Consider the following 20,989-nt stretch of genomic DNA (forward strand, 5'->3'; position numbering starts at 1 on the left):
ATCGGATCATGACTGATATACCGCCCGGTCTGAGGATCATAATACCGATTAAAGTTCTGATACAACCCGGTTTCGATATCTTCATATTGCCCTGCAAAGCGTAATTTGGGATCAACCGCAAAGCCATTTCTGGGATGATTCTTGTGGCTCTGGCTGTTTTTGGTCCTGCCATACACCTCATGCTCGGTCGCCCAGAGCTGTTCTCCAGTATCGTGGTTGTATAAGGCCTTGGCGGTGCCGAGGTGATCACTCTCGATATCAAGCAAGCCTAACTCATAATCATACATGCCTACGGGTTTATGGCTGTAAGGCTCATACAGATAGTACTGCTGGAAGGTGCGGTTATTAAGGTTGCAGTCGATATGCCGGGTCTGGATTAAATTGCCGCCGTTCCAGACATAGCGCTCGCCATAGTGATACCACAAGTCTGGCTGGTTGCCGGCTGTGTAGCGTTTGTAGTTTGTCGCCCATTCGGTTTGTTGCTCGGGTTTGTCCTGTTTGAAGACGGATTTCTCGATTCGTCGGCCAAACGGATCATAGCGGAAGGTCAGCGCTTGTTTGAGTGTACCATTGATGCGTTCTTCAAACTTAATCAGTTGATGCTTGGCGTTGTACTCCAGTCTTTGAACAATTTTCTGATCTTTGCCTTTTTTGATCTGAACGAGATTGCCGTATTCGTCGTAACTGAAATGCCGGTCGCCCATAAATGGCAGGCGATTATTGTCGAGCTTAGTGAGTCCTTCCGGCAGACGGTTGCCAGCAGCATCAAAATGGAGGTCCTGCTGACCTTCCCGATCTTCAACTTTGGTCAGCAAATCGAGATCGTTGTAGTGATAGCGGGTACTGCCATGCAGTTCATCAATCCCGGCAATACGGTTTTTGTCATCGTAATGATAGTGCCGTTGATGCAGAGTAAGATGATTTGGATCGTTCTGCAGCGACGTACGTTGATACTGTTGTAAACGCTGCTCAGGATCATAATTCCAGGTCGCGGCATGCTGGCCTTGATGACGTTTAACCAATTGATCATGGGTATTAAATTGCTGATCAAACAGCAATACAGGTGATATGGCTTCATGTGGGCACACGCTCATACTGCTCAGCATACCGCGTGCGTTCCAGGCGTAATTCTGCTCAAACGTCCACGCCTGACCGATGCTGTCGCGATGAATAAAGTCGAAGTACCCACCACGCTGATAAGGCTGGTGTGCGGAGTAACGCACTGAGCTGATATAGCCGGCGTCGGTGTATTCGACAAAATCGATATCATGCTTAAATGACTGGTACTCACCGTTATAGTCGACAAAGCGCTGGCGGGTGTGCTCTTTCGACAACAGGCCGTTTGTGGTGTAACCCAGTTCGACTTTGGCGTGTTCGTTGACTGCGCCGGTGAGGCGGCCATTGCGATCATACTGATAGGCTTGCAGGACATTTTTAGCCGGGTCGTTAGCATGCTGATAGTGTTCGCTGATCAGTCGACCTAAGGCATCCCGCTCAAAGGTGGCGGTGATGTCCCCTTCGTGTTGTTCGATCAGTTTGCCATTGCCGTCGTAGCGGTAATGGATGGTTCTGCCATCAACGCCGATTTCGGTGCTAATGCGCTCGCAGCCATCATATTCAAACCGGTGCGCCTGGCCATTGCCGTTGATGATGGCGGTGAGATTCCGCTCTGCATCGTATTCGTATTTGAGCTGGCTGCCATCGGGCAAGGTCTGCGCCAGCATCTGGGCGTAAGCGCCATAATGCCGTTGAGTGGTTCGGCCACTGTGATCGGTATAGGCAATGACGCGTCCCATGCGGTCATAAGTGAATGTTTCGTGTTGACCCTGGGCATTCGTTTTGAGGATGAGCTGGCCTTGCTCGTTGTATTGAAAGTGCTCGTCCTGGCCGCGCAGGTTGCGTTGGCGGTGCAAACGGCCCTGGTCGTCATAATCGAACCAAACCTGCTGGATGGGTTTGGGCGGCCAGGTATCGGCCTGGGGATTGCGTTGCCAGGTGCTGCGCACTTCATTGAGCAGATCTGGTAACTTCGGATCTGGATATGGCACGTCTTTATGGAACAGCCGGTATTCGGCCAGCGTGCCCCAGCGGTTATCCCAGAAGTAATGATGACAATGGCCCTGGCGGTCAAAGTAGCGCTTGAGGGTCTGGCCGTCATAGTCCCAGTGCTCGGTCTCGCCGCTGGGGTGTTTGACGTGAATGAGTTGATCGAAGCCATCATAGAGGTAATGGGTGGTGTCACCGGTGTCTGGTATACCGTTCGTGTCAGCCTGCCAGTGCTGAGTGATGCGGCTGGGCAATTGGGTTTCACGCCAGTAACTGATGGCTTGAATGTGGCCTACGGGATTGGTGTAGCGGATCAGCCGTTGCCGGTCATCGTATTCATAGTGGTGTTCACCGCCATTGCCATCGATGTGGTGAGCGATATCACCTTTGTCCGTATAGGACCAGCGTTGTTCATGACCTTCACCATCCAATCGACGGATTTTTCGGCCCTGATCGTCATTCTCATAAACTTCGACACAACCCCGGCCATCGGTGACTTCATGGGTGTTGGGCCGAATGTGCCAGGCAAAGCGATAATCATAATGACCGTCTTCAGCAAATTGCCGTATACAGCGAGCATGAGGTGATAATTCATTCCACTCAAAGCCGAAGCGTAAACCACTGGGGGTTTTGTGACGGACAAACAGGTGATGATCATAGCGGAACTGTTCACCGGGTTTGCCGGGTTGTTTGCTGGCGATCAGATCACCATCCCGGTTGAGGCGGTAGCGGATCAGACATCGGCGGGTCTCAGCTTGAGCGTGATCTTTGCCAGTGTAATGTGTGTCAATGGCGCGCCAGCCACCATACTGACCCACACTGAACCATAAATGCTGTCCCCAACTGGAGTGGGCGGAGATCAGTTGCCCCTGGACTGGGTCATAACGCAAGTTCCAGTGATGGGCGTGATCACGGCTGCGCACTTGTCGCAGACGGTACTCATCCACGGTGCCGGGACAGGTTTCAAATTCATAGGCCAGACCCTCCTTGATCAACGTGAAATCATCACCGATGACCTGAAGCTGTAAACCACAAGGATGGTGAATGTTGTGCACGGACGAGGATGACACGTCATTCACCGGAATCGGAAATGCAGCCGACAGACCTTCCTCTGTGCGCACGGTCATCACCGTCTGTTCCGCCGTGGTCGTGGGTTGATTTGCATCCTCTGCTGGAATTTCAATAATCTGAGTACTGCGCTTCAGCGTGATATCCCAGGGATGGCTCCAGCCAAACCCGAGCTCGCTTTTGCGGCGAATCGCGCTGGAGCGGTAGACCCGTTTCCAGATCAGCGGAATCGGACCGGGCACACTGAAATCCGTGATTTCGGTGATCTCTTCGCCAGTGACCATGGAGATTGGATGGCCTTTGGTGTCGCATTTGGCATTGACCGGTGAGCATTCGCCATTATCATTCTGGCTTTGGTGCCGGGCGTCTTCGGGCTTTTTATGGGTAAGCGCTTCCTGCTCGTAATGGTGCTGACCATTGGCGTGGTGTTTGTCTTTTTCCAGGCGCAAGCGGATCGGTTTGGGCAGGCGGCCTTTAAAGGTCAGGTATTGGAACAGGGTTTTGAGCAGTTCGGCGATGCGCACCAGATGACGGGATTTGCTCAGCAGACTGACGCCAGCGACGGCAACTGCGCCGACACCACCAGTGGCAATGGCACTGCCGATGATCAGGATCAGTTCCAACGCTGCTGCACCAAAGAATTTGGCTTGCTCGACACGGGACATGGAACCAAACCAGTCGATGGGAAAATGGATCAGCGCTTGCCAGACCTCGGCATCGGTGGCCAGCCATTTTAAGATGGTATAGGTCTGGCGGGCCTGATCAATGGCTTCGCCAAGTTCACTGCACACAGTGGCGTAATCGTCCTTGAGTTCCGCCAGGCTGTAACCATCGGCAAGTTTGTCATACAGCGCCGCCATGAGTTTCTGAGTGCCGGTGGCGATGTTGACAAAAGGATCAATCACGCCTTCAACGATTTCTACAGACTCATCAAATAATCCATGTAAAAACGCCACGCCCAGAATCAAGCCACGCTCAGCTGCGTTGTATTCCATCAGCAGGTTATCGAGCATTTGTTTACGCTCACGCCGATCTTCGATCATCTCTGAAAGAGTGGATTTAAACTCGATACGAATACGGTTTATCTCGGCCTCGTCGACAGAGAACGAAACTTCGGCTTCACCATCTGGTAAATGCTTGATTTCGGCCTTGCCTTCCTCATTGAGTTGGCCTTTATAGGCCACGCCATCGACGGTAACGAGGTATTTGAGTTTAGGCACCGATGCACCATTCTGATCGGTATAGTTCAACAACAGATCGTGATCTCTGCGGGTAACAACAGATGTTGGTTGGAAGTAAGTCACAGTTGGGATTTCGGACCCTACAGACCGGGGAGGTGAGGATGATTCTGTGCCAGCATTACCGCTGTGGTGAACATCTGCCTGACTGCGCGTCAAGGAACAGTCACGTAACAGGAATAGCGTGCTGTCTGTATTCGTAAAGGTATTAGCTGATGCATAGTGTGACAGACGATAAGTGCTTCCATCACGAACATAAATACGGAATATATCCTGATCAGAACTTAGCCACCGCTGTGCCTCGTCCGTGGTGATACGGCCCCAGTCTGACCAGTGGCCGGGCAGTTTACTGCGTACCTCTGCAGGCAGGCGTGAAACGATGTCTTTATTACCGGGAAATTTAGTTTTGGGTGGTTCGGTCGTAGAGGTTGGCGTAGTTGGTTTGGCGGAGTATTTGGGATACAGCTCATCATCCCCGGGTAGTCCCCAATAGGAATCGCTCATCTTGTGTCCTTGTCCATGATGAAAGTAAGAACTCAACTCTGCAGCATGCTATTTTATGCATGCGTGGCATTCCGCGAAGCAGGCCGCATAACGAAAAAAACAAAGGTATTCTCATATTAAAGGATGAGTTTTTTGTCTCCATCTTGGCACTACATCGTCTGTGCGATTTGTGTCAATAACGATTGATTATGGGGCTGATCAAGAAGACTTACATGTTACATCAAAAAACTGCGGTTATTTGTTGAAACTGGGAAGTCTTTCATGTGAGCGCCTCTACCAACTGATTGACCCAGCGACACAAGACTCTTTCACCGACTTCACGTAACCGGCAGGAATTAACCAAACTATAAAACACTTGACTTCCAAGGAAATCAACAATATTTTAGACCGAACAGTCTAATTTCTATTATTCACCATAAATGTCAGAGTTAAAGCGCAAACGCGGTCGCCCAAAAGTACGACCCGATAGCCATACAGATACCAAAGAAGCACTGTTGCAGTCTGGATTGGAATGGCTAACACAATCCGGATTTTGCAGCAGTAGCCTTGATAGCATATTGCGTTCCATTCAGATTCCGAAGGGATCCTTCTACCATTATTTTGCCAGCAAAGAGGATTTTGGATTGGCAGTGCTTGAGCGCTATCGACTCTTCTTTGAACACAAACTAGACAAGCATTTACTGGATGAAAGTCATTCCCCTATCTCAAGATTAAAGAACTTTATGCATGACGCTACCATGGGGATTGAACGTTATCAGTTTGCACGAGGTTGTTTGGTAGGCAACCTGGAGCAGGAAATTCAAACACTACCAGCGAACTTTAAACAGGCCATTGTTGATACCTATCTGAGCTGGCAGAAGCGTGTGGAAATGTGTCTTATAGAGGCTAAGCAGCAACAGCAAATTGGCCCGGATGAAGATACCGAAGCATTAGCGAAGGTGTTTTGGATTGGCTGGGAAGGCGCGGTATCACGAGCAAGATTACTGCATTCATCAGCGCCGCTTGAACAATTTGGGACTTTTTTTCTAGAAAGGCTACAGCGGTAGCTTTTTATTTATATTTTAGTAGACGATCAGTCTAAATTAGGAGATAGCAATGTTTAACGCAATTTTGATCAATAAAAACGAACAAGGTTATCAATGTGAGCTTTCTCAAGCCTCTGAAGCAGATCTCCCTGACGGCGATGTTGAAATCGCCGTGCAATACAGCACGCTTAACTATAAAGATGGTTTGGCTATTACTGGAGCGTCACCCGTTGTTCGTCAATTCCCCATGGTACCGGGTATCGATCTGGTCGGAGAAGTGACTGAATCACAAAGCGAGCGCTTTCAGAAAGGTGACCTGGTGCTATTAAACGGGTTTGGTGTGGGTGAAGTGCATTGGGGCGGACTCGCTGAAAAAGCCCGACTAAAAAGCGATTGGCTCATTAATTTACCCAGTGCGTTTTCCGGGGTGCAAGCCATGGCAATTGGTACGGCGGGCTATACCGCAATGCTGTGTGTACAGGCCTTGGAAAAACATGGCGTAATGCCCGAATCTGGCGATATTTTAGTCACTGGTGCGAATGGCGGCGTTGGCAGCTATGCAGTGCGTCTGTTAAACAAGCTCGGCTATCGCGTGGTTGCCAGCACAGGACGCCCGGAAGAGCACGATTACCTAACCCAACTCGGCGCGAGCGAAATCATTGATAGGGCGACTCTGTCCGAACCGGGTAGGCCATTACAGAAAGAACGCTGGGCAGGTGTTGTCGATTGCGTCGGTAGCCATACTCTAGCCAATGCCTGTGCCAGCACAAAATATGGTGGCGCTGTGGCCGCCTGCGGTCTGGCCCAAGGCATGGATTTCCCGGCCAGTGTCGCACCGTTTATTTTGCGTGGTGTGACGCTCTGCGGCATCGATAGCGTAATGCGGCCTTTGCCTGATCGCGAAAGTGCATGGAGCCGTCTAGCAGAGTTATTAACGGCTGAAGATATTGATCAGATCGGCAAGACAATTTCATTAGATGACGTGATTCCTACCGCCAAAGCATTAATGGAAGGGAAAGTACGTGGTCGTGTAGTGGTCAAAATCCAGTAAGGTGCGAGAACTCACCACGGACAGGATTTAGTCGCTTCGACTTACCTAATCTAAATTCCGTGTTGATGGCTATAGCCAAAGCTGAAACCTTACATATGGTTGCCTTTAGGGGATCCGATACTGAGCCACGGTTTGGATCACGTATTGAGCCCCTTAACAAATATGACAAACGTTTCTCATGATTCAACAGAGCGTATGGCGGTTACCATAGATGACATATTCGGTCAGGGTCGAAGCCACCCATTAAATTTGAAGGTCATTCTGGAACCTCTGAAAAATGGCCTATTTTCGCGCTGGACGTTGTCAGCCCCCGTCTCACCTCCTCCCTCATTTACGCCCGTAAATTGCGGTGTTGCGAGTGGTGTTTCCTCGCCTGCATCAAAACGATTCCTATTTTTCAGAAGCCCCTTAGCAACCCATGCTTTCAGGCTCGAGGGTTTTATGAGAAAAATGGCTATGTACTCAAAATGGCGCTTGAAAACTGCCCGGAAAGAGGACAACTTCACTATTTAACCAAGATTCTTGTGTAGCCATTAACCGGACAAAGGGCGTTCCCGCCAAACCGATTATCGGCAGGTATGGGATAGGCCACAGATTGAAAACATACAGCATTAAGGAACTGCCAATGAGTTCATGGGTTCGATGCAAATGCGGTCAGCTTGTGCATACAAATATGTTTTGTGGTACAGGCATATCACTCATCGTCGAAGAAGATTATTTGGATGAAGAAAGGCCAGGAAAATCCGCCGAAGATCTTGTGTCTGAAATGGTTATCACGCGAACACGCTTACTAGTGTGCAATAATTGCAATAGAATCATTGTGCTTGATGACAGGAATGGAATCATAAAATTCTATGCGCCTGAAACCGATGATTAACCAATAAATCCAGTGATTTTTGCACCAGGCAGCTTCAATTACGCTTGTCACGTTTCAGCTGTCAACCTGGGTGCATTATAGGTATAAGTGAGGCTAAAGGTGATGGACGATTGGAAGCAGTCAGCGACATTTCAAAATGATGTAAAAGTAGATATTGGCTTTATGGCAAGCGATGATTTTTATTTCGGGCCTGAAAACGGGTTTACTCCCGAGCAGTACGAAGCAATGAGAGTGTCGCTTTATCAGCCAGCACTGAAGAAATCGGGAAGTTTTATTCTCTCTTCTGATGTTATTGGTCATGAAAAAGAGCTGATAAAACATTATCTGGATGTTGCAAAAAAATATGCTGAGTATCAGAAGGATATTTCCAAAAGCACCCACTTTTGGAATCGCCCCGTTATTTATAATTCTAACTTTGTTATTAGCTTTCCCTGGCACGACAACTTCAGAGAAGGCAGACACGTTCTGGATAGTTTAACGTCTATTGAAGACGGCAATATCTATAGGGATATGGACCAAGGTTGGGAGCTGGAGATTGTCGCGCGAGGTGATCTTATGTATGTACGAGAATGGGACCCTGATGACGAAGAAATACACTGTCAGGTAAAGTTTGATCGAGCTAATATTCGCCAGCAAGCTACGGCACTCACAACAAACGTATCGGTTTTAATTCAGCAATTATCTGAAGCACTTGGCCATGACCACTGGACGTAAAACGCGTCATAATGCTCAACCGCTGATTTTGGTGGTAAGGTTATGGTGACCTGTAGAATTAAATTTAATATCGGTAACCCACTTACCATTCGGAGTACATGAAAGATGACTCAGGAAGATTCAAACATCGACGTTAATAAGGCTGTCGACAATCCGGTTTTGGTTGCAGCCATGGAGCGTGTCGCCCACGAAGGTTCGGATGAGGCAAAAGATGAGTTAATAAAACAGCTTTTGCAGGCAAATTACCTGGCAGCCATGTTCACGGAAGACCTCAAAATATCGTCTGATAAAGAGAACCAACAAACCATTGAACAGGGCAGTACATTTGGGGTCTTGTGTGCTGAGAACGACGGTAAAAACTACCTGGTTTTGTTTACAGACTGGCAGGCGCTGGGTGCATATACCGATCAAAAGGTTTCCGGGTGGATATTGCCTGGCCAACAGGCCTGGTCTTTTGCTTTGCAAGGCGATACCTATGACGGTGTTGTCATCAACCCTGCACATAATGCGCTGCCGCTGGAGCGCCCTATGCTCGAATATTTGTTGCACCATGCCGGTGAATGAGCCTGACAAACCAATCAACTGCGCTTTTCATCCGCTGGCTATGATGAACCCGGCGAGCATTTGTGTCGGGTTCATCGTATGATGTTGGGATGCTCCGAGGTGTCGGAGCTCACCATTGGCCACCGCCAATACGAACCCAGGGAAATCAAGGTGTTTCACTCACACTGCCGAGTTTCCAAAGGCGACAATCAAAGAGATCAGGACGACCGGTTTGATTGTTGGGTTAGTTAGGAGGCCTCTGAAAAATAGGAATAGTTTTAGCGCAGAGCAATTTTCAGAAGCTTCTTCGAGTATTTGTGTGAGATAGGAAGACTAAAATGAAAGCAGAGGTTCAAGCAAAGTTCGATAGTTATCCAAAGCACATCAAACCCCTTATTCTTAAATTAAGGACGCTGATTTTAAGTGTTGCAGAAAATATGGATTTAGGTGGCATTGAAGAAGCTTTGAAATGGGGAGAGCCAAGCTATCAGGTTAAATCTGGTAGCCCTGTACGTATGGATTGGAAAGAAAAATATCCGAATCAGTATTTTCTTTTCTTTCATTGCCAAACGAAGCTGGTTGATACATTTCGTGAGCTGTATTCGGATGTATTGGAGTTTGAGGGTAATCGCGCTATCGTGCTTCATGTTGATCAGAAGTTACCAGAGCAAGCGGTACAGCACTGTATAGAAATGGCTATGAAATATAAAAACATAAAGCATTTGCCGCTACTTGGTGCATAGGTAGAAAAATCACATTATCATTTCATCAGACCAAAGCTCCTATTCATACTGTGCGCTTCTCTCTCGCTTTTTGATAATCGTTATGTCAGAGCGGATTAGTAGGTTCAAAAAAAGACACCAGAGCAGAAGAAACTGTTTCGTGAAAAAGTTATCTTCAGCTCCCGGCACTATCACCAGATAGTGTGGTGCCACCTATGAAAAATCATGCACATATTCTCTCAATCAATCGACCAAGGTTAGGGGCCTCTGAAAAATAGGAATAGTTTTGATGCAGGTGAGGAAGCACCACACATAACACCGCAATTTATGGGTGTAAATGAGGGTGTGAGACAGGGGCTGACAACGTCCTGCGCGAAAACAGGCCATTTTTCAGAGACTCCTTAGATTGCCGGTCAATATTCATGGTGCTTTAGGAAATAATGTTAGAGCGCCAAATGTCTGACAGAACCTACAAACCTATGAATGCACCGGGAGATATTTTTTCATATCCGTACTGGAAACCACGCGTTGCTTTTTTCAACACAGTGGCTACGATGACGAGACATTGGTCAACAACTGTGAGTAACCGTCATTTGGGGGCTAATCAGGTTATGAACATTGCAGAAGCAGTGGAACGTTGGGACGGAAAATCGGCAGATGACATCGGCGATATTTATCATCACCACCACCAAGTAGATAGTTTTGTGCCAGAGCTCATTGAACTCTGCGGTCAGGCTGGTTTTGAAAAGGGAGCCACATGGCTTTTGAAGTGTCATCTTGAAAAACAACATCCACTGAAGGCCGATCAGATCGCGGCGCTCTATAAGATGGCTGCAAAATTTGAAAGCTGGGAAGCAAAGCTGCATGTTCTGCAAAGCATGCCGTATCTGCCTGTTGGTCAATCAGAAAAAAACAGTGTCGAGTTTTTGTTGAGAGAGTGCCTCATGGATAAAAATAAATTTGTCAGAACATGGGCATACAACGGTTTTTACGAATTATCTGTTCAATATCCTGAGTACGCAGATGAAACCAGACTGTTTTTTGAAATGGCGATGAAAGATGAAGCCGCTTCGGTTAAGGCCAGAATCAGGAATATCCTGAAAAAAGGCTTTTAAAGTTATATTGCTTAGCCTGGTAATACATTTTTTTGAGGGTCCGATATGGAATACCAGACAATTCCCATATTCAGAATATTTGATGAAATACGTGCCAAGGAGTTTTACCTTGGTTTTTTAAACATGTCGCTCGATTGGGAACATCGCTTCGAGCCGGAAGCCCCCATTTACATGCAGGTATCCAAAGGCGATCTGGTGTTTCATCTGAGCGAACACTCTGGTGACTGTACACCGGGCAGCAAGGTTTTTATCAATGTGCAGGATCTGGAGACACTGTTTGCCGAAATCACTTCAAAGCCTTATAAATACAATCACCCAGTTCTAGAGCTGGCTCCTTGGGGTGACCGTTGTTTCACCGTGACGGATCCTTTTTCAAATAAAATAATGTTCAATGAGCCAGCCAGAAAGCCTGGCTGATGTAGTTGTTTAATGCCCTGCTCCTCCCCTATCGAATTGTCAGCTGACTGCCCGCAAAAAAACCATGTCGTTGTCTCGAGTCAATCAGTATTGGGCTATTTAACCGGTAACAGGAATACCTTATGCTGCGTAGCCTTTTTCTTGACGTGAGTGCGTAGATCATGGAAACCAATGCTACTCTGGGTTATCTCCTGGCTCTGGGTGCAGCGACCTGCTGGGCCATCGGCAGTATGTTGTCGACCGGGCCGGTACGAAAATTCGGAGCCATACATTTTAATATGCTGCGGATGTTCATCATTGCCTGCATGCTGTTTGGCTATGTCCTGATTACCAACAGTTGGGGGCAATTGGTTCTCGGCGATGTCTCGATCTTATTGGTCTCTGGCTTTACCGGTATTTTTTTGGGCGATACGCTGTTATTCACGAGTGTTAAAAAACTGGGGCCTCGCCTGGCGGGTCTGCTGTTTGCGACCAACGCACCGATGACGTTTCTGGTGGGATTTTTACTGCTGGGTGAGAACCATAAGGTTTCTAATTTCGTGGGTGTCTCGTTGGTCTTCAGCGGCGTTCTGATTGCGCTGATGTTTCGGGATACCAACAAGGATCTGAATACGTCGTGGGATCATCAAAATGATGGCTGGATCTGGGGCGTGGTGGCCGGTCTGGGTGCCGCATTGTTTCAATCCATTGGGTCGTTGATCGCTCAACCGGTGATTCAGAAGGGCTTCGATCCGGTGTTTGCCTCGGCCATTCGGGTTAGTATCGGCTTTATAGCATTACTGGTCACTGCCAGCAGCAGAGGTCCACTGTTACAACAATACCGGGATAAGCAGTTAAACCGCCGCGATGTACTGCATATTACCGCCAGTGGCATTTTTGGTATGGGTGTGGGTATGACGCTGCTGCTCACGGCAATGAAGTTTGCGCCTGTTGGAACGGTTGCCATCCTATCGGCCACTACCCCGATTATTTTGTTACCCATACTTTGGTACATCACCCGTAAGCCGCCCAATATTTATTCTTTATCAGGTGCACTACTGGTGGTGATCGGCACAGGCCTGGTATTCGCCTGAAACCGGTTTAAACGGCAATGAATTTTGGCAAAAGCATCAGTCCCACGGCCAGTCCAATCATGACAACATTATTATCGACCACATAGGGCAACCCCATGAGGCCGATACCACTGATAAACGGGATAACTGATTTTTGCTTTTTGCCATACAGGAAATAGCCGAAACCGATAGAACCAAACAGAATACCCCAGAAAAGATTTGCATAGTCGCTCATGTTTTTTGCCACTGTTCAGGATGAACCTTCAGGATACGAAATTATGCTGACCAGAGCACGGGACTGGCAAAAATTTACAAGGATTAGCGTCATTTTTGGGGCGGGGTGTTCAGCACTGACAAACGTCACACATACTGCCGGGATAGAATTTCCAGAATCAGAGGCTTGGTATATTTTTCTTCTGCGATGATATCTTTGTCATCTCCCCGATGATGGTACTCGCCGGCATCAAATGCGAGATAAACATCGTATGCGGGTGATGGCAGAGTATTGTTATTCGATGCCAGAAATGTTTCGCCGGTCATAAACCCAAACAACCAGTTGGCGGCATTGTCGCAGAATGCAAAGTCATAGCGCTGTTCCCGATAACTTTGTGCCAGCGCCAATGCAAATAAGTTGGCAAACTGAACCAGCGTCAGATCATATGACTCGGCGTGTTCGATGGCTGTCCGCTCACTCAACTCATTTTTACTGGCCAAAACCAGCAGTTCAGTAAGGTTCACGTTCCTTCAGCTCCGGTGACCGGTTAGTATGAAAATAACAAAATTCTGGTGAGAAACAAGTGCCTAATGGTGTTTCCTGACGGAATTAAGGCACCTGCTGTTTTTCAAAGGGACGCTGCGCTATCAAGATAACCGTATATCGCAGCTCAGAGCGTTTCACAAACAACTTGCATGATGACGCTGCGGATTACCTTGCCTTTCGAGTATACTGCCGCAAAATTTTAGTCATGGTGTTTTAGTCTTGAATTCAAATCCATCCTCCGTCCAACAGTTTATTTTCCAATTACGCAGTCTACTTAGCTTTAATAAGGTGAATGTGCCATGGCACTGGGGTCTGCTGGCCGCTTTGGCTGTCGGCCTGCCCATGTTATTTGGGGCACATTTCGGACACTTCGACAGTTCGGTCCTTGCGGCTCTCGGCGGCATGGTTATTTTATACATGCCCAACACCGGAATTCTTCATCGCATGACGGTACTGGCAGTATGTTCGTTTGGTTTTTCTGTGTGTTTTACGCTGGGTTTGACAGCCAGCTTGTTTCCGTTTTTGTCTCCATTGATACTCTCCATCGTCACGTTATTAATTACTATCATTTGCCGTCTGTATCGCGTACCACCGCCCGGCAGTTTCTTTTTTATTCTGATTACCTGTATCGCCACCGTGGTTCCGTTTCAAGCAGAACAACTGCCCGCTCAGATCGGAGTGGTCACAATAGGTGGTATGGTTGCCTGCCTGCTCGCATTAATTTACGGCCTTCTGGTGGGTACTCACCCGGCTAAAACCAGTGTCACGCCAGACGAGAAACACATGGCTGCGATTTTTCTGGAAGCAGCGGTTATCGCAATATTCGTTGGGCTTTCCATGCTGACAGCTCAGCTACTGCAATTGCACAATGCTTATTGGGTGCCCATTTCCTGTGCTGCTATTTTACAAGGCGCAACATTTAGGATGATCTGGCATCGCAATATTCATCGGATCGTCGGTACCGTCATCGGTATGTTTTTGGCCTGGGGTATTTTTTCCCTGCCACTGACACCATTACAGCTGGCGCTGTTGGCGATGCTGATACAGTTTATGATTGAGTCTCTGGTGCCGCGAAATTACGGGTTGGCCGTCATTTTTATTACGCCTATAACCGTCATATTTGCAGAAGCCGGCAGCCTGGGCACCAACCCGGACAATCTGATTACGGTCCGCATGATCGATATTTTGCTCGGCAGTGTGATCGGTTTTATTGGTGGCTGGGTCATTCATCAGACGACGTTATTCACCCGGTTGGAAAACAAGCTTAAGCAGCACTGGAAACACTGATTAACTAATCGCTTCCAGAGTATATGGTAAATAACCGATCATCCGGGATTATTCTGCGACAACGGACGCTTTCTGTTCCCGCCAGAGCCGATAGAGCGTGCTGGCGTTGATCAGCAGAAAACTCGCTTCGATGATCGTTCCGCCAATAGAGCCAATAGTTATGTTATGGGTTAACCAGCAGACTGTACCAATCATCATCATCAAGCGCATCCGCATGCCTTTTTCTCGAAACAGTGCCCAGGTGCCCAGGCAAGCAGCAAATAGCGGCAAAACAAAAATCCAGGCCGTAATTTTGGGAACCACCAGGACAATATTGATCAGCATGAACGCGAACATCCACACCAGGCTGTTGGTCCGCCGCGATGCCCACGCACGGGTACCACTGACCCATGCACTGATTGCGCCGGGATAAGAGCCCATAAGCAGGAAATGCAGACCAATCACCGCACAATAGGCGCTTAAAAATTGTTTCAAACGGAGATCATCTTTTTGTGCGAATGCCAAAAAGCCGGTAACCAGAGCCACCATTCCCAGGCTCTGGGCCACGGGATGCTGCAAATACAACAGCCTGAGAGACTCTATTGCAGACATCAAAACATCAATACCCATATTTCCTCGATGCGGAAACCCCGCCTATGGCACAGACGGGATACCATCCACTACAACGTCACACCACTTTTAAAAATGGCGATTTCCTGAAACTCGTTACGTTCATTGCAGGTCTGCCTGCCATTGGCAATATCAACGATCAGTGCAACAAACTCAGCCAGCAACTCATCCATCACGGCACCTTGCAACAGAGTACCGGCATTAAAATCAATCCAATGCTTTTTCTTGTTTGCCAGAGCAGAGTTGGTGGCAATTTTGACCGTCGGGACCGGGCCACCATATGGCGTCCCTCGACCGGTCGTAAACAACACCATATGACATCCGGCAGCAGCCAGCGCAGTCGTGGCCACAGCATCATTACCAGGCGCACTCAGCAGATTAAGACCGGGAAGATGCAACTTCTCACCATATTTCAGCACATCCACCACGGTACTGCTACCGGCTTTTTGAGTACATCCCAGTGATTTTTCTTCCAATGTGGAAATACCTCCGGCCTTGTTTCCAGGTGATGGATTTTCATAAACCGGCTGCTGGTGGTCGATATAGTATTGTTTAAAATCGTTGACCATGGAAACTGTTTTAGCGAAAACATTTTCATCGGCACATTTGGTCATCAACAGATGTTCAGCCCCAAACATTTCCGGCACCTCCGTCAAAACGGACGTACCGCCATGGGTGGTGACATAATCGGAAAAACGTCCCAGCAACGGGTTGGCGGTAATGCCGGAAAAACCGTCAGAACCACCACATTCCAACCCAAAACTGAGTTCACTCAACCGCCCCGGCTCGCGCTTGTCTTGTTGCATACGTTCAAACAGTTTGAGCAGGCGCTGGCAACCGTCTTCCACTTCATCGTCATAATGCTGGCAAACCATGAAATCCACTCGCTCAGGATCGAAGTCTTTGAGCGTCTGCTGAAACCGGGAGACCTGGTTGTTCTCGCATCCAAGCCCGACCACCAATACGCCACCGGCATTGGGATGGGTCACCAGATTTTGTAGAATCACACGGGTATTTTCATGATCTTCACCCAACTGAGAACATCCATATGGATGCGTCAATACATGCACGCCATCTATCGCCGATAAATCCACCATTCGTTCGAGCGCTCGTTTCATCTGCTGACCAACGGCATTTACGCAACCAACCGTCGGGATGATCCACAGTTCATTGCGGATCCCCGGTCGGCCATTTTTGCGGCGGTATATACTGATTTCGTGATCTCCCATCGCTTGAGTGATAACGCTCAGATCAGGCATATAACGATATTCATTGAGATCCTGCAGGTTTGTTTTCAGATTATCCTGATGCACCCAACTACCAGGCCCGATATCGCTCAGCAGATGACCAATAGGATGGCCATACTTGATCACATGAGCACCAGCAGGTATCGCCTGCACACTGAATTTATGGCCTTTGGGGATATCCTGCTGTAAGGTCACCTGCTGATCTTCGAGTGCCAGTACCTGTCCTGCTGTCAACTCTGTCAGTGCCACAGCAACGTTGTCGAGCGGATGAATTTTTATGAATGGATTCATAGCCACCTCACAGTGCACTCAGCGCGTGGCGCAAACCATCCGCCAATATTGCATTAACGTACGCATCCACTTTTTCAGACAACTCAGGAATAGTGGTCAAATCAATGCCCCAATGACTCTCCAATGACAGCACTTCGATCACCAATGCTGAAATATCGGTCGGTTGTTCCCAAAGCTGTTTGAACCGCACCAACCAGTGTTCATCATCCTGCAACGGAATGGTTTCGCAATTACGCATACCGCGATAAAACACCAATAACGCGGCCAGAGAAAACACCAGCCGGGAAGGTAATCGACCGTTCAACTGCTGATACTTCAACAACTGTGGCAGAATGCGGGTCTTGAATTTGGTCATGCTATTCAGCGCGATGGCAATCAACTGGTGCTGAATGAATGGATTACCAAAGCGTTTCAATACATCATTGGCAAATGACACCAGTTCATCTTCGGGTAAATCCAGCGTCGGTATGATTTCGGAAAAGATAGTCTGTTCAACAAATTCGAACAGTTGCGCGTCATGCATCGTCTCGCCAACGGTATCAATACCGGCCAGATAAGCAACTGGCACCATCGCCGTATGCGCGCCATTAAGGATAGCCACCTTGCGTTCTTTGTAAGGCTTGATGTCATCGACCACCCGAATATTCATGGAGACATCCACCGGCAGCTGATCCAGACTCAGTAACTCACGCACCCATTGAGGGCCTTGTATTACAAACAGATAAAAGTATTCAGCGGTATCCAGAAACTGATCCTGGTAACCAAGCTGTTGTTGCAGTTCTTCATGTTCGGATCTCGGAAATCCAGTCACAATCCGGTCTACCAGGGTTGAACAAAATGTATTGGCCGTCACCAGCCAGTCGATAAAACCTTCACCCAGCTGCCATTGCTCGGCGTATTGCAGCATGATTTCCTTCAGCCGTTCACCGTTGTAATCAATCAGTTCGCACGGAAACAGAACCAGACCTTTATCAGTCATACCATTAAAGTGCTGATAACGGGCATGAAAAAACTGTGTCAGTTTTGCTGGATAGCTGACGGGGGGCGCATCATCAAACCGATCAGTTTCGAGATAAGCAATACCCGCTTCGGTCGTATTGGAAAAGACCATCCGCAACTCTGGCGAACGGGCAATTTCCATAACCTGATCATAATCAGCGTAGACATTTAATTCCCGATTAACCGAACGAATGATTCGCGACTGCCGCACGACCTCACCCTCGTCATCAATACCACGAATGACCGTGGTATACAGTCCATCCTGAAGATTGAGTGAAGGTGGAAAATCAGTGTCGATGGGACGTACCACCGTAATGCCGGCATTCAGGGGCGTGTGTTCATTTAAAATATCCAACTGCCAGTCAATAAATGCGCGTAAGAAATTGCCTTCACCAAACTGGATTATTTTTTCCGGATAACTTGCACCGGGAAAAGTAGAACGATTGAGGGTTACCATAACCATACCTATGTATATCCGTTAGACTTAACATCACCTCAGTCGGGCTGTTGAGTAACCTATCCATAGTCAGCTCTCAACATCCGCTGACCGCAACGCCAGCAACCATCCAACAATCAACGTAAGATTGCCGGTCGTTTAAGAAACCTGTGATCAGCGGCTTGGCAGCTCAATACCAAAATAACGCTCCGCATTACCAAAACAGATGTTTGCCACCATATCGCCCAACAGTGTCAGATCTGCCGGAGCTTCCCCTTTTTGCACCCACTCACCGATCATGTTGCAGAGAATTCGGCGGAAGTATTCATGCCGGGTATAAGACAAAAAGCTGCGACTATCGGTCAGCATGCCCACAAAACGACTTAACAAACCCAACTGTGCCAGCTGGGTCATTTGCCGTTGCATGCCATCTTTTTGATCGTTAAACCACCAGCCGGAACCAAACTGCATTTTTCCGGGAATACCGTCACCCTGATAATTTCCGATCATGGTGGCCAGCACTTCGTTATCTTTAGGGTTCAGACAATAGAGAATGGTTTTTGGAAGCGTATTGGTCCGCTCCTGGGCATCCAGCAGTTTTGCCAGCGGCGCTGCAATCACGGTGTCATTGATGGAATCAAAACCGGTATCCGGCCCCAGCTCGGCCAAGCGACGACTGTTGGTGTTACGCAGTGCACCGATGTGATACTGCTGCACCCAGCCCCGACGTACATATTCTGCCGCCAGAAACAACAATACGGCAGTCTTGAAGGCATCTACCTGATGACCGCTCAAGGTCTGGTTTTGCCGACGGGCACTCAGAATGTTATCGAGCTCAGCCACGCTGGCCTCGGCATAGGGCACGGTATCCAGAGCGTGATCGGAAATACGGCAACCATGAGCGGCGAAATGATCCATCCGCCGGCTCAGGGCCTGTGTCAGATCAGCAAAACAACCGATATGAGTATCGCTGACCTCCGCCAGGGTATCGATATAATCGACGAATCCCGGTGCATCGATGTTAAAGGATCTGTCCGGACGCCAGCTCGGCAACACTTTGACGTCGAAATCCCCATCTTCTGCAATCTGCTTGTGAGCCTGAAGGTCATCAACTGGGTCATCGGTCGTTCCGACCATTTTCACATTCATCTGTTGCATGATGCCGCGGGCGGAAAAGTCCGGCTGCTGTAATAACGCATTACAGTCCTGCCAGATGCTTTCTGCTGTTTCAGGTGACAATAAGCGATCCGCAATACCAAAGGGACGCCGCAACTCCAGATGGGTCCAATGGTACAAGGGGTTACCGATGGTATGAGGTACCGTGGAGGCCCAGGCCATAAATTTTTCTTTATCACTCGCATCACCGGTACAAAAGCGCTCGTCCACTCCGTTGGATCGCATGGCCCGCCATTTATAGTGATCACCCTTGAGCCAGATTTGATAGAGATTTTCAAATTGATGGTTACCGGCGATCAATGCTGGTGGCAAATGACAGTGGTAATCGAAAATCGGCTGGTGTTTGGCAAATTCGTGATACAGGCGGCGGGCAAATTCAGTTTCAAGCAAAAAATCATCGTTGATAAAAGCAGTCATGCGACCTCTCCAATCGGCTTTCATTTATATTTGTTATACCAATTATTAGGAATCGGCATAGTCATGTCTACCAGATTAATCTATTTAGGCGAAGATAGCGTATATATACGATTGTTATTCCTGCAAAGTTGTCATATAACTTGAGCCAGATCAATTTTTGGTCTAACAGGTATGACATGATCTGCCGCCGAAAAACATGCAAATCTGGGTCATCGCTCTCGCAAATCGTGCTATTTTTGAGCTGGAAAGACATAAATTCGAAACGTCAGACAGCAATTTTTCTGACGAATATGAATTTGTTATACCAATTCAAAACGGCAAACCAAAAATACCAGTCCGCATGCATTACACCCCAGAACTTATAATGACAATCACTGAGGTCTATCAACCATGAAGCTAAACCCCAAACACCTGCTCGCCACCCTGATGCTCGCAATACCTCTGGCACTGGCATCAATGTCCAGCCTGGCCGTTGAACGGGTCACCCTGAAACTTGCCCACAATCTGGACAGCAATCACGTGGTCCATCGCGCATTGGCACAAATGGCCAAAGACATCAACGAAGCATCCGGCGGCAAGATGAAGCTGCGAATTTATCCCAGTGGTCAGATGGGCGGCCCCCGCGAAACTCTGGAACTGATTCAAAACGGCGCTCTGGATATGACCAAAGCCAGTGCCAGCGAAATGGAAACCTTTCAACCGGCGTACTCTATTTTTTCACTGCCGTATGTTTTCAAAGACAGCGCCCACTTCGAGAAGGTCATTTACGGACCTGTTGGCCGGGAACTGATGAATGAAACCAAAGATATCGGTTTCACTGCGATTGCTGCCTACGTAGCAGGCACCCGGAGCTTTTACGCCAAGAAAGAAATCCACTCCCCAGCAGATATGAAAGGCCTGAAAATCCGTGTGGTAGCCACTCCCACAACGATTAAATTGATTGAACTGCTGGGTGCCGCTCCAGCACCCATTCCATTCGGCGAGGTATATACAGCCCTGCAACAAGGCGTCATAGATGGTGCTGAAAACAACGAGCCTTCTTACGTTCAGACCCGTCATGTGGAAGTGGCCAAATACTACATCGAAGACCAACACACCTCTGTCCCCGACTTCCTGGTGGTGTCTACCAGCACCTGGAATAAGCTCGATGACGAACAGAAACAGATCATTATCGATGCCGCCAGAAAGTCTGAAAAATATGAACACGAACTCTGGGATCAGGTGGTTTTGGAATCACGGGAACGAGCTGAACAAACCGGAGCCACATTCATTCAGGTCGATAAAGCCGCATTCCGCGAAGCTCTGGCGCCACTGTACGATGACTTCCGTGCCGATCCGGTGAAAGCCGAATGGCTGGCAAAAATTGAAGCTGCCGCGGGCGAATAATCTGTTATC

Annotated in this window: 17 protein-coding genes; 10 read left to right on the top strand and 7 right to left on the bottom strand. The window is 48.2% G+C overall.

Features of this window, described 5'->3' with window-relative positions; translation table 11 throughout:
• On the bottom strand, positions 1 to 4,856 hold a 4,856-nt coding region (locus ACQY6I_RS20980; protein WP_428243471.1), incomplete at its 3' end, for a DUF6531 domain-containing protein.
• Between the two features lie 419 nt (positions 4,857 to 5,275).
• Between ACQY6I_RS20980 and ACQY6I_RS20985 the strand changes: the two genes are divergently transcribed.
• From ACQY6I_RS20985 to ACQY6I_RS21020, 8 genes are all read left to right on the top strand, one after another.
• Positions 5,276 to 5,902, top strand: a complete 627-nt coding sequence (locus ACQY6I_RS20985) for a TetR family transcriptional regulator C-terminal domain-containing protein (RefSeq protein WP_428243472.1) — start codon at positions 5,276 to 5,278, stop codon at positions 5,900 to 5,902.
• Between the two features lie 49 nt (positions 5,903 to 5,951).
• Positions 5,952 to 6,932: an MDR family oxidoreductase gene (locus tag ACQY6I_RS20990; protein ID WP_428243473.1), complete on the top strand. Its 981-nt coding sequence runs from the start codon at positions 5,952 to 5,954 to the stop codon at positions 6,930 to 6,932.
• Positions 6,933 to 7,911: 979 nt separating this feature from the next.
• Positions 7,912 to 8,523: a hypothetical protein gene (locus ACQY6I_RS20995; protein WP_428243474.1), complete on the top strand. Its 612-nt coding sequence runs from the start codon at positions 7,912 to 7,914 to the stop codon at positions 8,521 to 8,523.
• A gap of 105 nt (positions 8,524 to 8,628) precedes the next feature.
• Positions 8,629 to 9,087: an SseB family protein gene (locus tag ACQY6I_RS21000; RefSeq protein WP_428243475.1), complete on the top strand. Its 459-nt coding sequence runs from the start codon at positions 8,629 to 8,631 to the stop codon at positions 9,085 to 9,087.
• Between the two features lie 317 nt (positions 9,088 to 9,404).
• Positions 9,405 to 9,809, top strand: a complete 405-nt coding sequence (locus tag ACQY6I_RS21005) for a DUF1801 domain-containing protein (RefSeq protein WP_428243476.1) — start codon at positions 9,405 to 9,407, stop codon at positions 9,807 to 9,809.
• A 557-nt stretch (positions 9,810 to 10,366) separates the two neighbouring features.
• Positions 10,367 to 10,903: a hypothetical protein gene (locus ACQY6I_RS21010; protein ID WP_428243477.1), complete on the top strand. Its 537-nt coding sequence runs from the start codon at positions 10,367 to 10,369 to the stop codon at positions 10,901 to 10,903.
• 45 nt (positions 10,904 to 10,948) lie between these two features.
• Positions 10,949 to 11,320, top strand: coding sequence for a glyoxalase superfamily protein (locus ACQY6I_RS21015; protein ID WP_428243478.1), 372 nt, complete (start codon positions 10,949 to 10,951; stop codon positions 11,318 to 11,320).
• Positions 11,321 to 11,481: 161 nt separating this feature from the next.
• Positions 11,482 to 12,393: a DMT family transporter gene (locus ACQY6I_RS21020; protein ID WP_428243479.1), complete on the top strand. Its 912-nt coding sequence runs from the start codon at positions 11,482 to 11,484 to the stop codon at positions 12,391 to 12,393.
• Between the two features lie 7 nt (positions 12,394 to 12,400).
• Here ACQY6I_RS21020 and ACQY6I_RS21025 read toward each other — a convergent pair whose 3' ends face one another.
• Both ACQY6I_RS21025 and ACQY6I_RS21030 read right to left on the bottom strand, forming a co-directional pair.
• A complete protein-coding gene (locus ACQY6I_RS21025) occupies positions 12,401 to 12,607 on the bottom strand; it encodes a hypothetical protein (protein WP_428243480.1) in 207 nt (68 codons plus the stop codon).
• 125 nt (positions 12,608 to 12,732) lie between these two features.
• Positions 12,733 to 13,110, bottom strand: a complete 378-nt coding sequence (locus ACQY6I_RS21030) for a hypothetical protein (RefSeq protein ID WP_428243481.1) — start codon at positions 13,108 to 13,110, stop codon at positions 12,733 to 12,735.
• A 316-nt stretch (positions 13,111 to 13,426) separates the two neighbouring features.
• Between ACQY6I_RS21030 and ACQY6I_RS21035 the strand changes: the two genes are divergently transcribed.
• Entirely contained in the window at positions 13,427 to 14,419 is a 993-nt protein-coding gene (locus ACQY6I_RS21035) for an FUSC family protein (RefSeq protein WP_428243482.1), read from the top strand.
• Positions 14,420 to 14,467: 48 nt separating this feature from the next.
• On the opposite strand, the gene ACQY6I_RS21040 is transcribed toward ACQY6I_RS21035, so the two are convergent.
• From ACQY6I_RS21040 to uxaC, 4 genes are all read right to left on the bottom strand, one after another.
• Entirely contained in the window at positions 14,468 to 15,028 is a 561-nt protein-coding gene (locus ACQY6I_RS21040; RefSeq protein ID WP_428243483.1) for a YgjV family protein, read from the bottom strand.
• A gap of 50 nt (positions 15,029 to 15,078) precedes the next feature.
• The gene (locus tag ACQY6I_RS21045) at positions 15,079 to 16,566 is read right to left on the bottom strand and encodes a UxaA family hydrolase (RefSeq protein ID WP_428243484.1); all 1,488 of its coding nucleotides are present in this window, start codon (positions 16,564 to 16,566) and stop codon (positions 15,079 to 15,081) included.
• A 7-nt stretch (positions 16,567 to 16,573) separates the two neighbouring features.
• The gene (locus tag ACQY6I_RS21050) at positions 16,574 to 18,022 is read right to left on the bottom strand and encodes a tagaturonate reductase (RefSeq protein WP_428243485.1); all 1,449 of its coding nucleotides are present in this window, start codon (positions 18,020 to 18,022) and stop codon (positions 16,574 to 16,576) included.
• A 153-nt stretch (positions 18,023 to 18,175) separates the two neighbouring features.
• Positions 18,176 to 19,594 carry a glucuronate isomerase gene (gene uxaC / locus ACQY6I_RS21055; protein WP_428243486.1) on the bottom strand — a complete coding sequence of 473 codons (1,419 nt, stop codon included), beginning with the start codon at positions 19,592 to 19,594 and terminating at the stop codon, positions 18,176 to 18,178.
• 390 nt (positions 19,595 to 19,984) lie between these two features.
• On the opposite strand from uxaC, the gene ACQY6I_RS21060 reads away from it, so the two are divergent.
• Positions 19,985 to 20,980, top strand: coding sequence for a TRAP transporter substrate-binding protein (locus tag ACQY6I_RS21060; RefSeq protein WP_428243487.1), 996 nt, complete (start codon positions 19,985 to 19,987; stop codon positions 20,978 to 20,980).
• Positions 20,981 to 20,989: the final 9 nt, after the last annotated feature.

The organism is Gynuella sp., from assembly GCF_050297175.1.
Taxonomy (GTDB): domain Bacteria; phylum Pseudomonadota; class Gammaproteobacteria; order Pseudomonadales; family Natronospirillaceae; genus Gynuella.

Bases quoted from the DNA above. Each gene is read 5' to 3' on its own strand.
- ACQY6I_RS21040 (WP_428243483.1), bottom strand. From the start codon at position 15,028: ATGGGTATTGATGTTTTGATGTCTGCAATAGAGTCTCTCAGGCTGTTG.
- ACQY6I_RS21015 (WP_428243478.1), top strand. From the start codon at position 10,949: ATGGAATACCAGACAATTCCCATATTCAGAATATTTGATGAAATACGT.
- ACQY6I_RS20990 (WP_428243473.1), top strand. From the start codon at position 5,952: ATGTTTAACGCAATTTTGATCAATAAAAACGAACAAGGTTATCAATGT.
- ACQY6I_RS20995 (WP_428243474.1), top strand. From the start codon at position 7,912: ATGGACGATTGGAAGCAGTCAGCGACATTTCAAAATGATGTAAAAGTA.
- ACQY6I_RS21000 (WP_428243475.1), top strand. From the start codon at position 8,629: ATGACTCAGGAAGATTCAAACATCGACGTTAATAAGGCTGTCGACAAT.
- ACQY6I_RS20985 (WP_428243472.1), top strand. From the start codon at position 5,276: ATGTCAGAGTTAAAGCGCAAACGCGGTCGCCCAAAAGTACGACCCGAT.
- ACQY6I_RS21020 (WP_428243479.1), top strand. From the start codon at position 11,482: ATGGAAACCAATGCTACTCTGGGTTATCTCCTGGCTCTGGGTGCAGCG.
- ACQY6I_RS21050 (WP_428243485.1), bottom strand. From the start codon at position 18,022: ATGGTAACCCTCAATCGTTCTACTTTTCCCGGTGCAAGTTATCCGGAA.
- uxaC (WP_428243486.1), bottom strand. From the start codon at position 19,594: ATGACTGCTTTTATCAACGATGATTTTTTGCTTGAAACTGAATTTGCC.
- ACQY6I_RS21025 (WP_428243480.1), bottom strand. From the start codon at position 12,607: ATGAGCGACTATGCAAATCTTTTCTGGGGTATTCTGTTTGGTTCTATC.
- ACQY6I_RS21045 (WP_428243484.1), bottom strand. From the start codon at position 16,566: ATGAATCCATTCATAAAAATTCATCCGCTCGACAACGTTGCTGTGGCA.
- ACQY6I_RS21005 (WP_428243476.1), top strand. From the start codon at position 9,405: ATGAAAGCAGAGGTTCAAGCAAAGTTCGATAGTTATCCAAAGCACATC.
- ACQY6I_RS21060 (WP_428243487.1), top strand. From the start codon at position 19,985: ATGAAGCTAAACCCCAAACACCTGCTCGCCACCCTGATGCTCGCAATA.